The sequence below is a fragment of the Piscinibacter sp. XHJ-5 genome (genome assembly GCF_029855045.1).
Taxonomy (GTDB): Bacteria; Pseudomonadota; Gammaproteobacteria; order Burkholderiales; family Burkholderiaceae_C; genus Albitalea.
In genome coordinates this window covers 3,763,683-3,776,586 of sequence record NZ_CP123228.1, presented here as the reverse complement: position 1 = coordinate 3,776,586, position 12,904 = coordinate 3,763,683, and the positions used below count along the sequence as shown (strand labels likewise).

The following is a 12,904-nucleotide window of genomic DNA, read 5'->3' as shown; positions in this document are numbered from 1 at the left end:
GTTCGCACATCGCCCGAAAGAGCCATTGTGCGGGTTTGCCTGTGGCCGGTCGCAGGTCGGAAAGCGAGGCGCCTCCGGCAGAATTCGGCAATGCAGCAGCCGCTTCCGGCATTTGCCCTCGCCAAGATCCAGCCTCCGAAGCCACGTACTGGCCTGGTCGAACGGCCGACCCTCGAGCGCTGCCTCGACTCCGCGCTGCAGGAACACCGGCTCACGCTGCTGGTCGCCCCGGCCGGCTACGGGAAGACTGCCGCGCTGACACGCCAGATCCGCCTGCTGCCCGCCGGCTGCGCGCTGGCCTGGGTGTCGGCCGACGAGGACGACCAGCTGCAGCGCTTCCTCGCCTGTCTCACGACCGCGCTGGAGCCCCACGACCTGCCCTGGCGCGTGGCGCCGGACGCGCTGGGCACGCTGGCGCAGTCCGAGCGCGGCCTGCGCGACGTCGCCTACGAGCTGGTCAACGCGCTGGCTTCGGCCGAGGTGGAGCGCGGCCTCGTCGTCATCGACGACGCCCACCGCATCACCGATCCGCGAGTCTTCGAGCTGTTGCAGGCGGTGCTCGACCGGTTGCCGGAGCATTGGGGGATGGCGATGGCCAGCCGTGTCGAGCCGCCGCTGTCGCTTGCGCGATGGCGCGCCAGCGGCGACCTGGCCGAGTTCCGCCAGTACGACCTGCGCTTCAGCGAGTCCGAGGTGACGGCGCTGGTCGCCAGCACTGGCACGGTGCTCGCGCCCGAAGCGTCGCGGGAGCTGCTGCAGCGCACCGACGGCTGGGCGGCGGGCCTGCGCCTGAGCTTGTCGGCACGCCAGGGTGGCGCCGCGCGCAGTCCCGGCGCGCCGACGCAGCGACATCTGTTCGACTACCTCGCCAGCGAGGTGCTCGACGACATGCCGCCCGAGTTGCGCTGGTTCCTGCTGCGCTGCTCGGTGCTGCCCGAGCTCACCGCGGCGCGCTGCGCCCATGTGAGCCGCATCCCGCAGACGCCGCGCCTGCTCGAGGAAGTGGAACGCCGCGGCCTGTTCGCCGCCACGCTCGATGCCGAGGAGCTGACGCTGCGGCTGCACGACCTGTTCCGCGACTTCCTCGAGGATCGCCTGCAGCGCGATCATCCCGAGGAAGTGCCCTACCTGCTGCGCCGGGCGGCCGACAACGAGCCGGACCTGGCCCGCGCGGTCAACTACCTCGCGCGTGCCGGGGCGTGGGACGAGGCGGCGCGCGTGCTGACCGAGCGCGGACCCGCGCTGGTCACCGTCGGCGGCGGGCCGGCCCTGGAGCAGATGCTCGCCCTGCTTCCCGAAGCCGAATTCGAGCGCCGCGCCGATCTGCACCTGCTGAAGGGACTCACGACCTTTCCGCGCTTCGACTTCGACGGAATGGTCGCCGCGATGCAGCGCGCTGCCGCGGGCTACCTGCGCGAAGGCCGCGATCAGGAGGCCGCGCTGGCGCAGGCCTACGCGTGCATCGGGATGGAAAACACCGGACGGCTGCGCGAGGCGGCGCAGGAGCTGCAGCGCCTGCGCGGGCTGGAGCTGGGGGACGACGTGCAGGCCTTCGTCTGCTTCGGTGCGGCCTGGGCCGCCTATGCCGACGTGCGGGCCGACGAGGCGGCGAGCATCGTGTCGGCGATGCTCGATGCGCTGGAGCGCGTCAAGGACCCGCAGGTGTGGGACCGCTGCTTCTTCCTGTGCATCATGACCGGGCTGCCCGGCCTCAAGGCTCAACTGGAGCGTTTCGTCGCGGGCGCTGCCCGGCTGGTCGATGACACGCCGACGCAGCTGCGATCGGGGATGCTGCACGCACGCACCTGGCTCGCCTTCTCGCAGGGACACATCGAAGAGGCTGCGCAATGGCTGGCGCGCGCCGACGAAGACGTGCGCTGGCTGGGCCAGCCGCGCAGCCTGATGACCGAGAACTGGATGTCGCACACGCTGATCGACGCCGTGCGCGGCGACCGCGACGCCAGCTATGCCGCGGCACGGGAGAACAAGCGCGACCTGGAACAGAACTCGCTGCCGAGCAACCGGCTCACCCATGAATACGAGGAGCTGTTCACCTTCATCCGGGCGGCCTGGCTGCTCGGCGACGGGACGACGCTGCGTGCGCTCGACGCCCAGCTCCAGCGCATCGGCAACCCTTATGAATGGGCGGCCGCCGCGGACGACCGGCGCTTCTCGCGGGCCTTCATCGCGCTGCTCGACGGCCGGCTGGCGGATGCGCGCGAGCTGCTCTTGCCGCTGGCACGCGACATCGAGCGCTCCTGCTTCTTCCCGGCGATGCAGGCGCGGGTGATGCTCGCCGACGTGGAGCAGCGCCTCGGGCTCGTCGACGAGGCCGCCGAGACCCTGCGGCCGTGGCTGGCTGCGGCGCAGGCGGGGGGCGACGTCTGCGGGGCATTCCTGGCGGGGCTGCCGGTGCTGCAACGGTTGGCGGGGCTCGCATGGGGCCATCGCCTGACCGCTGCGGCGGTCGCGCTGCTTGTCCGGCTGCGCGACACGATGCGGACGTCGCAGGTCGTCCAGGATGTTCCGGTGCAGCCGCTGTCGCGCCCGAGCGCGGTGCTCGCGCCTCCCACGACTCAGCCGCGCACCGGCGTGCTGATCGCGCTGAGCGAACGCGAGCGCGAGGTCCTCGCCCGCATGGCCGCGGGCGACAGCAACAAGCTCATCGCGCGTGCGTTCGATCTGAGCCCGCACACGGTGAAGCGCCACGTCGCCAACATCCTCGACAAGCTCGGCGTCGCGACGCGCGGGCAGGCGGCAGCGCGCTGGCGCGAGCACGCGTCGGACTCCTGAGCGCCAGCGTGCGTGCTGTCGCCCGCGGCGCATGGGCCAGCCGTGCGGGCGCTTCCGTCGCTTGTCCGTGCCGATCGATGCCCCCAAGGACGTGAACGCCACGGACTGCAGCCGCAGCAGCGGGCTGCGATGGCTCGCCGCCGGACGGGCCATTGGCTCTTTTGGTCGATGTGACACCGGGCCTGCGTTCCTACAGTGCGGTCCCTGTCGATCCATCAGCCAACGAGGAACCCATGACCCCACCATCCCTTCTCATCCACGCCGGGCTGCTGTCGCTCTGCGCTGCCGTGCTGTCGAACGCGCAGGCCGCGCCCGAGCCCGGCGACCTGTGGGAGGACACGGTCGAGATGGAGATGAGCGGGCTGCCGGCCGGCATGGCGCAGCGCGCGCAGACGCATCGCCGTTGCAGTCCGCGCCAGATGGAGACGCCGCCGATGGCCGACCAGAGCGGCCGCTGCGAGATGTTCGACCTGCGCCGCAGTGCCGACGGCATGGCCTGGAAAATGCGCTGCGAAGGCAATGTCAGCGGTGCCGGCGAGATCCGCTACGAAGGCCGCGACCGCTATCGCGGCGCCTGGACCGTGGACGCCGGCGGCCGCACGATGGCCATGAAGATGAGCGGCCAGCGCGTCGGCGAGTGCGACGCCAGCGAGGCCAGGCGCCAGCTCGCCGCGATGAAGCAGCAGGCCGCGCAGGCGCAGCACCAGCTGGCCGATGCGCATGCCATCCAGTGCAAGTCAGCCGTCGACACCCTGATGGCGCCGTCGCTGCGCGCCGATTCGCCGCTGGGTTGCGAGCCGAAGTACAAGGCCGAGTTCTGCCGCAAGCTGCAGTCGCCCGACGGTTTCGCGATCGTCGCCGGCCGGCCTGCTGCGACGGTGGCCGGACTGCCCAGCGGCGACCTGAAGGAAGGCGCCGAGCTCTGCGGTGCCAACGCCGAGGAAATCAGCGCGCGCATCTGCGGCAACGCCGAGCAGCAGGAGGCGCTCGACGTGCTGGCCGCCGGCTGCGTGTCTCGCGGCTACGCGCGGGCGCTGGTCGTGCGCGAGTGCGCGGGTCGCAGCTTCAGCTCGCCGCCGGCGGAGAAGTACCGCCAGTTCTGCGCCAGCGCCGCCTCGCAGGACACCACGCTGGCCGGTGCGTCGCGCGCGCGCAGCGTTCCGACCGCGGCGCCGGCCTCGCCGCAGCAGGAGGTGATCGACAAGGGCAGGCAGCTCCTGAAGGGCCTCTTCGGCCGCTGATGACCACATGGGCCTCACCACCACATCCGCAACGGCCCGGCCGTCCGCGCCGTTGCGCATCCATGCGGCCGGTGCAGCCCTGCTGCTGGCCTTGCTGGCGCTGGCCTATGCCAATTCGTTCGCGGGGGGCTTCCAGTTCGACGACTTCAACGTCATCGTGCGCGAAGGCAGCGTGCAGTCCTTGCAGGCATGGTGGCGCGCGCAGCCGAGCATCCGGCCTTTGTTGAAGCTCAGCCATGCCGCCAACCATGCGGCGGGGTGGGGCCTGGCGGGCTTTCATGCGGTGAACCTCGCTGTTCATGCCGCCAACACGATGCTCGTGGGTTGGCTGCTGCGCGCACTGATGCCGGCGCTGGAGGGCGACGTGCGCCGGCAGCGCATCGCTGCCTGGGTCGGCGCGGCCGTCTTTGCGCTGCATCCGGTGCAGACCGAAGCCGTCACCTACGTGTCCGGCCGTTCGACCTCGCTTGCGGCCCTGTTCGCGCTGGCGAGCATCGTGCTGTGGCTGCATGGGCGCGAGCGTGGCGACGCCCGGGTGGTGCACCTCGCGTCCCCGCTGGCGCTGGCTGCGGCGCTGGCCTGCAAGGAATACGCCGTCGTCGCACCTTTCGCGATGCTGTTGTGCGCGCGGCTGCGAGGCGATGGAATCCCGTGGCGCGAGGTGCGCGTGCACGGCATCGTCGTCGCCGCGATGCTGGCCGCCGCGTGGACCGTGCCGCGCTACCGCATGCTGCTGGACACCAGCCTGGGCTTGCGCGACCCCGTCGGCAACCTGCTCACGCAGGCGCGCGCGCTGTCGTACCTGGCAATGCAGCTCATGCGCATCGATGCGCTGAACGCGGATCCGGCGCTCATGGCGGTGGAGCGCTTCGACGCAGCGGCCGTCTTTCAGCTCGCACTGTGGGTGTCGCTGCCGCTCGCGGCCCTGGCCTGCTGGCAGAGGCATCCGCCGGCGGCGTTCGCGCTGCTCTGGTTCCTGTTGTGGCTGGCGCCCACGCAATCCATCCTGCCGCGGCTGGACGTGGTCAACGACCGTCAGCTCTACGTGGCACTGGTCGGCCCTGCGCTGGCGCTGGCCGCGTCGATGCGACATGCGCCTCGCGGCGTCGTGGTGGTGCTGCTCGCCGTGCTCGCGGTGGCCACCTCGCAACGCAACACCGTCTATGCCGACGAGCTGACGTACTGGGCCGACGTTGCGATCAAGTCGCCGCACAACGCACGCGCCTTCGCCAATCTGGGCCATGCACTCGGGCAGGCCTGCCGCACCGAAGAGGCGCGCCAGGCGCTCGACGTCGCCCTTGCACTCGATCCGCAGCATCACCGCGCGGCGATCAATCGGCGCTTGCTCGACGACGGGCGCTGGCCGCAGGCCGACTGCTCGCCTCGCTCGAGATAGCGCCGAGCGTCAGTCCGCCGACGTACAAAGGCCGGGCCCGGCTCATCACGTTCTGGAACGCGACGCCGAGCAGCAGGGCGGGGTCCATCGCGCACAATGCGCGCGCCATGGACCACAGCTTCGTTTCCGCCTTCATCCTGCTGCTGCTCGTGCTCGATCCGCTGGGCAGCCTGCCGGTCTTCATTCCCATCATGCGCGGCGTGCCACGCGAGCGGCGCAGGCGGGTTGCGCTGCGCGAGGTCACCATCGCCTTCGCCGTGCTGCTGGGCTTCATGTTCGTCGGCGATGCCTTCCTGCGCGTCATGCGCCTGTCGGAGCGCTCGCTCGAAGTCGCCGGCGGCGTGATCCTCCTGATGGTCGCCATCCGCATGATCTTCAGCCATGAAGGCGGCGTGTACGGCACGCCCGAAGGCCGCGAGCCCTTGATCTTCCCGCTCGCCGTGCCGCTGCTTGCCGGACCGTCCGCGATGGCGACCGTGCTGCTGCTGGCGTCGCGCCAGCCGGACCGCATGGTGGAGTGGGTGGGGGCGCTGACCTGCGCGATGGCGGTGTCGGGCGCGGTGCTGCTGCTATGCGACCGCATCCGGCGCTGGGTCGGCGATTCGGTGGTGTCGGCGACGGAGAAGCTGATGGGGCTGGTGCTCACCGCCATCGCCGTGGAGATGGTGCTGGCGGGGTTGAAGCGCTACTTCCTTGCTTGACCGCGAATGAAAAACGGCCGGTCAAGGACCGGCCGTTTTGCTGCCTGATCGAAAGATCAGAAGTTGTGGCGCACGCCGAACGCCAGCGAGCTGAAGTCGCCGCCGTACAGGCCGCTGTCGTCACGCACCTTGGTGTAGAAGGTGTAGACCTTGGTGCGCTTGCTCAGGTTGTGGTTGTAGGCCACGGTCCACTGGGTGGCGTCGGTGTCCGCCAGCTTGCTGTACTCGCCGGCGCGACCGACGTTGAGGTGGACTTCACCAGCGCCCACGGTGTACATGCCCGACAGACGCCAGGTGGTGCGGGTGCCGATGTCGACCGCGGTGGGCGGCGTGTTCAGGCCGTTGTCGTCGCGCTGGACGTAGCCGCCGACCGTGAACGCGCCCAGCTCGTACAGCGCGCTGATCGCGAACTGGTTCGACTTGCCGAACTTGCCGTAGCCGGCGCCGACGTGCAGCGGGCCGGCGGAGTAGTTGGCGGCCAGGTCGATGCTGCGCTCGTTCGCGGCCTGGCTCTCGTTCAGCGACAGCGCCACTTCGGCGTTGAAGCCCGCGAAGGTCGGCGTGCGGTACGCGACCTTGTTGGTGTTGCGGGTCACGTAGGCATACAGCGCGTCCGACGAGGTGCCGGTGTCGTGGTTGTGCATGCTGACGTAGTCGGCCGTGGCGTAGTACGCCTCGCTGGTGAAGTTGCCCAGACGCACCGTGCCGAGCGACTTGCTGCCGAGGTTCACTTCGCTCTGACGAGCCCAGAACGCGGTTTGCGACTGCGTGCCGCTGTCGACGTTGAAGCCGTGCTCGATCTGGAAGCCGGCGGTCAGCCCGCCGCCCAGGTCTTCGGTGCCTTTGAAGCCGATGCGCGAAGCGTTGTTCTGCAGCGCCCAGATGGACTCGTCGCCCGACTTCTGGTGCTCGACCGAGGTGTTGAGACGGCCGTAGACGGTGACGCTGCTTTGCGCGAAGGCACCGGTCGTGGCGATGGTGGCCAGCGTGGCCAGGACGATGGAGCGTTTCATGGTGTGTTCCCGTGTTTTGGGTGTTGATGGGAGAGCAAGTTGGCCGGCGCACGGTCTGCGCGGTCAGCCCTCAAGTCTATGTGCGTCGGTGCTGTTGACTGTCTTGTGCGCGCCACACTCGGCGGGGTCCGACGCACAAAATCCCGGACGAACGGTCGCTCAACGGCCGCGCAGATGCGCCGGTGCCTCGAGCCGCTTGGCCAGCGACGACAGCAGCAAGGTCAGGATCAGGTACAGCGCCGAGATGGCCAGGTAGGGCTCCCAGTAGCGGGAGTACGCGCCCGCGACCGTTCGCGCTGCCAGGGCCAGCTCGGCAAAGCCGATGGCCGAGACGAGCGACGAGTCCTTGATCAGCGTGATGCCCTCGTTGACCAGCGCCGGCATCATGCGGCGAAAGGCCTGCGGAAGGACCACGTGGCGCATTGCCTGTCCGTGCGTGAGGCCCAGGCTGTATGCCGCCTGGGTCTGTCCGCCGTGGATGCTCTGGATGCCGGCACGAAAGATCTCGGAGATGTAGGCCCCGGCATTGAGCGTCAGCGCCAGCGCGCCGGAGAAGAAGGCGCCGTGCGACTGCCGGAATTCCCGTGCCGCTTCGCCGGCGAGCAGCAGGCCGTTGTCGGGATGGATCAGCGTGGGCATCACCGCGAAGTGCACGAGCAGGATCTGCACGAACAGCGGAGTGCCGCGGAAGAAGGTGACGTAGCCGAGGGTCAATGCCCGCGCGGCCTTGAGCACCATCGCGAGCGCCACCGACTTGGGCGGCGGCGCATCGCGCGAGCTGCTGACCAGGCCGAGCAGCACGCCCAGCAGCAGCCCGGCGGTGATGGCGACGATCGTCAGCTCGATCGTCGCCCACAGCCCTTCCGCGAACAGCGGACCATAGCCCGCGAGAATGCCCCAGCGCAGATCCATGGGGCGCCGGCCTTACTTGGAAGCGGGCGATGCGGCTGCGGCAGGGGCGGCGGCGGCCTTGGCCGGCGGCGCGCCGAAGTACTTGGTGTAGAGCTGGTCGTAGGTGCCGTCGGCCTTGATGTCGGCCAGGCCCTTGTTCAGCTTGGCCAGCAGCTCGGCGTTGCCCTTCTTGACCGCGAGGCCGTACTGCTCGGGCTGGAACGCCTTGTCGGCGATGGACTTGAACTTCGCGGCCGGGTTGTTGGTCACGTAGTTGATGACCACGCCGTTGTCGGCCACCACGGCGTCCACGCCGCCGGCCTCGAGCTCCTTCAGCGCGAGCGGCGTCGACTCGAAGCGCTTGATGCTCGTGCTGTTCTTGCCCTGCAGCTTGGTCACGACCTCGTCGCCGGTGGTGCCGGTCTGCACGCCGACCTTCAGCTTCTTGAGGTCGTCGAACTTGGTCACCTTGGACGACTGCTTGACCGCGATGAGCTGCTGCGCATCGAAGTAGGGGGCCGTGAAGTCCATGCTCTGCTGGCGCTCCGGCGTGATGGTGATCGCCGACACGAGCAAGTCGCGGTCACCCTGCTGCAGCGTGTTGAAGATGCCTTCCCACGGCGTATTGACGAACTTCACCTCCATGCCGGCCTTCTGCGCGACGGCCTTCACCACATCGATGTCGAAGCCGACGATCTCGGCCTTCTCGTTCTGCGATTCGAACGGCGCATAGGCGGCGTCGGTGCCGACGACGTAGACCTTCGCCGCCGGGGCGGGCGCCGAGGCCGGGGCCGACGCGGCTGGCGCAGCGGCGGTCTTGGGTGCTTCCTGCTTGCTGCAGGCGGAGAGAACGATGCCGGCGATCAGCAGGCCGGCCGTCTGGAGAAAGCGTCGTGTCGTGTAGGTGGTCATGTGTTCCTCGAGGATCTGTCGTTATCGGTCACGCCGAAAGGGCGCCTTGTGAGCGCCCTGAAGTGTAGCTAGCGCAGGCGGTCGATTTCGGCGTCGGTGAAGCCCGCGGCGCGCCGCGCCTCGCGATTGAAGGGCGGGCGCAGGCGCGGCGCCTCGTGGCGGACCGCGAGCTCCTCGTACAACTGCAGCGGATCCAGCCCGTCGCGCTCGCACAGCCAGCGGTACCAGTGGTTGCCGATGGCGACGTGCCCGACCTCGTCGCGCAGGATGATCTCCAGGATCTCGACGGCGCGCGCATCGCCGGCGCGCGCGAACTTGGCCTGCAGCGGCGGCGTGGCGTCCAGACCGCGCGCCTCCAGCGTGCGCGGCACGAGCGCCATGCGCGCCACGACGTCCTGCGCGGTGCGCTGCGCCATCAGCCACAGGCCGTCGTGCGCGTCGAAGTCGCCGTAGTCGAAGCCCAGCGTGCCCAGGTGCTCGCGCAGCAGCGTGAAGTGCAGCGCCTCCTCGGCCGCAACACGCAGCCAGTCGCGATAGAAGGACGGCGGCATGCCGGCGAATCGCCACACCGCGTCCAGCGCGAGGTTGATGGCGTTGAACTCGATGTGCGCGATGGCGTGCAGCAGTGCGGCGCGGCCCTCGGGCGTGAACGGCGTTCGCGAGGGCACCTGCTTGGGCTCGACCAACCGCGGCCGCGCGGGGCGGCCCGGCAGGACCGCCGGCTCGGCGAGTCGCGCCTGCGTGTCCAGCACGGCCGCATCGAAGGCCGAGTGCAGGGCCCGCGCCTGCTGCGCCTTCGCCGCGGGATCGGCCGTGCACAGCGCCTGCAGGGCCGCGTCGCGTAGGGGCATGGAGGGCATCCTTAGAATTATCGATCTCCTCACGGGCGACACGATGGCTCTCTACCAACTCGATGAACACACGCCCCAGCTCGCTGAAGGCGCCTGGGTGGCCGACAGCGCCGAAGTCATAGGACGCGTGACGCTCGAGGCCGACGCGAGCGTGTGGTTCGGCACCGTGCTGCGCGGCGACACCGAGCAGCTGCGTGTCGGCCGCGGCAGCAACATCCAGGACGGCAGCGTGTGTCACGCCGATCCGGGCTTTCCGCTGGAGATCGGCGACAACGTCACCGTGGGCCATCAGGTGATGCTGCACGGCTGCACGATCGGCGACGGCTCGCTGATCGGCATCCAGGCCGTGGTGCTCAACGGGGCGCGGATCGGCCGGCACTGCCTGGTGGGCGCCGGCTCGCTGGTCACCGAAGGCAAGGAGTTCCCCGACGGCTCGCTCATCATCGGCTCGCCTGCGAAGGCGGTGCGCCAGCTCACGCCGGAGCAGATCGAAGGGCTGGAGCGCACCGCACGCCACTACGTCGACAACGCGCGCCGCTACCGCGCCGGCATGAGGAAGATCGGTTGAGCGAGCTGCACAAGTTCATCTTCGAAGGCCTGCCGGTGCGCGGCATGCTGGTGCGCTTGACCGACAGCTGGCAGGAGGTGCTGCGCCGGCGCGCCAAGGCCGGTGATGCCTTCCCGCAGCCGGTGCGGCATCTCCTCGGCGAAATGGCCGCCGCGGGCACGCTGATGCAGGCCAACATCAAGTTCAACGGCGCGCTGGTGCTGCAGATCTCCGGCGACGGGCCGGTGAAGCTGGCGGTCGCCGAGGTTCAGCCCGACCTGGCCTTTCGCGCCACCGCCAAGGTCATCGGAGAAGTGGCGCCGGATGCGCGCCTCGAAGCCATGCTCAATGTGCACGGCCACGGGCGCTGCGCGATCACGCTGGATCCGAAGGACAAGCTGCCGGGGCAGCAGGCCTACCAGGGCGTCGTGCCGCTGCACGGCGACCGGCGCGAGCCGCTGCAGAACCTGTCCGAGGTGCTCGAGCACTACATGCTCCAGTCGGAGCAGCTCGACACGCGACTGGTGCTGGCGGCCAACGACGAGGTGGCCGCCGGCCTGCTGATCCAGCGCCTGCCCGTCGAAGGCGAGGGCAACCTCGCCGGCAGGCGCAACGAGGACGAGATCGGGCTCAACGAGGCCTTCAACCGCATCTCGCACCTCACCGCCACGCTGACGCGCGGGGAGCTGCTGACGCTGTCACCGGACATCGTGCTGCACCGCCTGTTCTGGGAGGAATCGCTGCGCCGCTTCGAGCCGCAGGTGGGCGCCAGCGCGCCGCGCTTTGCCTGCACCTGCTCGCGCGAGCGGGTCGGCCAGATGCTGAAGACGCTGGGCCGCGACGAGATCGACGGCATCGTCGTCGAGCAGGGGCAGGTGGAAATCGCCTGCGATTTCTGCGGCACCAAGTACCACTTCGATGCGGTCGACGTGGGCGAGCTGTTCACGCCGGCCGGCAGGCAGCCGCCGCCGCCGGGCGGGGTGCACTAGCGGGTGTGTGGGGGTCCTGACCCCGCGGTCAGCCCCGTGGCAGCAGGTGCCGCTCGCAGTCCACGTCGCCGCAGCGCTCGCACACCCATTGCCAACGCTGGCCCGGCTCGGCCTCGGGCGGACTCAACGCCCGGCGCACCACCTTGAGCGCCGCCGCAAGCCGCGCCTCGCCGCTGCCGCCGACGACCGAATACGCCGACTGCGACCGATGCAGCGCTGCGCGCACCTTGGCATCCACCGGCTCGCGCACATGCTCGCCGTCGCGCAGCACGTCGGGTTGCCACGGCAGGTCGAGCGCGGTGAGCACGGTCAGATCGCAGCGCCGATGCGCCAGCTCGGCGTCGGCATACAAGGACGTGTCGCCGAAAACGATGTCGCTGTACACCGCGATCATCAGGGCCGTCGTGTCGGCGATCACCAGCTCGTGGACGGCTGCTGCCGCGGCGATGCGGCGCGTCTGCTCGAAAGCGATGTGAGCCTGTTCCGACTGCACCGGCGTGCGGCGCAGCCGGTCGCAGAACTCGCGCAGGTACTCGGGCACGAACGTCGCGTCGCGGCCTTCGGCGCGCAAGGCCGCGCACAGCTCGGCGGCAAGGGTGGACTTGCCGGTGCTCTCGGCACCGACGATGGCGACGATGAAGCCCGGGCTCATGCCGGCACGGCGATGCGCTTCCACGCGCGCCAGCCGGCCAGGGACATCGCGACGAACACTGCGTAGAGCAGCACCGTCAGCCACAGTCCCTTGTAGGCGAAAAGCCCCACGCTGACCGCGTTGACCACCACCCAGGTCGGCCAGTTCTCCACGTACTTGCGGCCGAGCAGCCACTGCCCCAGCACGCTGGCCGCGGTGGGGAAGGCGTCCCACCACGGCACGTCGGTGTCGGTGGCGTGTTTCAGGAAAAGTCCCGTTGCCGGCCAGGCCGCGAGCAGCAGCAGCAGCGCGGCAAGGCGCCCGCGCGGCCCGAGATCGCGCACGCGCAGCGCGCCGCCGTCGGCCTGGGTGCCTCGCAGCCATTGCCACCAGCCCCACAGCGCGACCACGGCGAAGAAGACCTGGAGGGTGGCTTCTCCGTACAGCCGGCTGTTCCAGAACAGCGCGAAGTACAGCAGCGAGCTCGCGATCGCGAGCGGCCAGCCCATCGGATTGACGCGGATGTTGAACACGACCATCGCCACCGCGAGGACGAACGCGACCAGCTCGAGCCAGGTGACCGGCGAGCTCCATACCGCGAAGGCGGTGCCGAAGAGAGGCTGCAGCGGCTGCAGCAGCGATTCCATGCGCGAGGGCGGTCTACTTGTTCGGCGCCGATACCTGCACGAGGATCTCGTCGGGCTTGACCATGCCGAGCTCCGAGCGCGCCTTCTCCTCGACCATCTCGAGGCCTTCCTTCAGGTCGCGCACTTCGGCGGCGAGCTGCTCGTTGCGAGCTCGCGCCGTGTCATTGGCGGTTTTCTGGTCGGCCAGCCGCGACTGCAGCTCCATCACGCGCGGGACGCCACCCTTGCCGAACCACAGCTCGACGTTGACCAGCCCGAGCAGCGCAAGCAGGACGAGGGTGACGAAGCGCAT

At 69.7% G+C, this 12,904-nt stretch carries 13 protein-coding genes; 6 read left to right on the top strand and 7 right to left on the bottom strand.

The genetic code is table 11. The features are described 5' to 3' along the window. Positions 1-90 precede the first annotated feature (90 nt). From P7V53_RS17800 to P7V53_RS17785, 4 genes are all read left to right on the top strand, one after another. A complete protein-coding gene (locus tag P7V53_RS17800; protein WP_280150809.1) occupies positions 91-2,793 on the top strand; it encodes a LuxR C-terminal-related transcriptional regulator in 2,703 nt (900 codons plus the stop codon). Positions 2,794-3,026: 233 nt separating this feature from the next. After that, a complete protein-coding gene (locus tag P7V53_RS17795; RefSeq protein WP_280150807.1) occupies positions 3,027-4,034 on the top strand; it encodes a DUF3617 family protein in 1,008 nt (335 codons plus the stop codon). Positions 4,035-4,041: 7 nt separating this feature from the next. Then, positions 4,042-5,430 carry a hypothetical protein gene (locus P7V53_RS17790; RefSeq protein WP_280150806.1) on the top strand — a complete coding sequence of 463 codons (1,389 nt, stop codon included), beginning with the start codon at positions 4,042-4,044 and terminating at the stop codon, positions 5,428-5,430. Positions 5,431-5,537: 107 nt separating this feature from the next. Further along, positions 5,538-6,131 (top strand): MarC family protein, encoded by a 594-nt coding sequence (locus P7V53_RS17785; RefSeq protein WP_280150804.1) that lies wholly within the window; start codon positions 5,538-5,540, stop codon positions 6,129-6,131. Between the two features lie 56 nt (positions 6,132-6,187). On the opposite strand, the gene P7V53_RS17780 is transcribed toward P7V53_RS17785, so the two are convergent. From P7V53_RS17780 to P7V53_RS17765, 4 genes are all read right to left on the bottom strand, one after another. Next, complete coding sequence (locus P7V53_RS17780) at positions 6,188-7,144, bottom strand: porin (RefSeq protein ID WP_280150803.1); 957 nt, start codon at positions 7,142-7,144, stop codon at positions 6,188-6,190. Positions 7,145-7,303: 159 nt separating this feature from the next. Then, positions 7,304-8,056, bottom strand: a complete 753-nt coding sequence (locus P7V53_RS17775; protein ID WP_280150802.1) for an amino acid ABC transporter permease — start codon at positions 8,054-8,056, stop codon at positions 7,304-7,306. Positions 8,057-8,068: 12 nt separating this feature from the next. Continuing rightward, positions 8,069-8,947: a basic amino acid ABC transporter substrate-binding protein gene (locus tag P7V53_RS17770; RefSeq protein WP_280150801.1), complete on the bottom strand. Its 879-nt coding sequence runs from the start codon at positions 8,945-8,947 to the stop codon at positions 8,069-8,071. Positions 8,948-9,015: 68 nt separating this feature from the next. Next, positions 9,016-9,798: a ferritin-like domain-containing protein gene (locus P7V53_RS17765; RefSeq protein ID WP_280150800.1), complete on the bottom strand. Its 783-nt coding sequence runs from the start codon at positions 9,796-9,798 to the stop codon at positions 9,016-9,018. A 43-nt stretch (positions 9,799-9,841) separates the two neighbouring features. On the opposite strand from P7V53_RS17765, the gene P7V53_RS17760 reads away from it, so the two are divergent. Further along, entirely contained in the window at positions 9,842-10,366 is a 525-nt protein-coding gene (locus P7V53_RS17760) for a gamma carbonic anhydrase family protein (RefSeq protein ID WP_280150799.1), read from the top strand. Continuing rightward, entirely contained in the window at positions 10,363-11,334 is a 972-nt protein-coding gene (locus P7V53_RS17755; RefSeq protein WP_280150798.1) for an Hsp33 family molecular chaperone HslO, read from the top strand. Before P7V53_RS17760 ends, P7V53_RS17755 begins: the two co-directional genes overlap by 4 nt. A gap of 28 nt (positions 11,335-11,362) precedes the next feature. On the opposite strand, the gene P7V53_RS17750 is transcribed toward P7V53_RS17755, so the two are convergent. Genes P7V53_RS17750 through ftsB form a run of 3 tightly spaced genes read right to left on the bottom strand, consistent with a single transcriptional unit; the run spans position 11,363 to position 12,904 of the window. Beyond that, entirely contained in the window at positions 11,363-11,986 is a 624-nt protein-coding gene (locus tag P7V53_RS17750; RefSeq protein WP_280150797.1) for an ATP-binding protein, read from the bottom strand. Beyond that, positions 11,983-12,612, bottom strand: a complete 630-nt coding sequence (pnuC, locus tag P7V53_RS17745; protein ID WP_280150795.1) for a nicotinamide riboside transporter PnuC — start codon at positions 12,610-12,612, stop codon at positions 11,983-11,985. Before pnuC ends, P7V53_RS17750 begins: the two co-directional genes overlap by 4 nt. A 13-nt stretch (positions 12,613-12,625) precedes the next feature. After that, entirely contained in the window at positions 12,626-12,904 is a 279-nt protein-coding gene (gene ftsB / locus P7V53_RS17740) for a cell division protein FtsB (RefSeq protein WP_280150794.1), read from the bottom strand.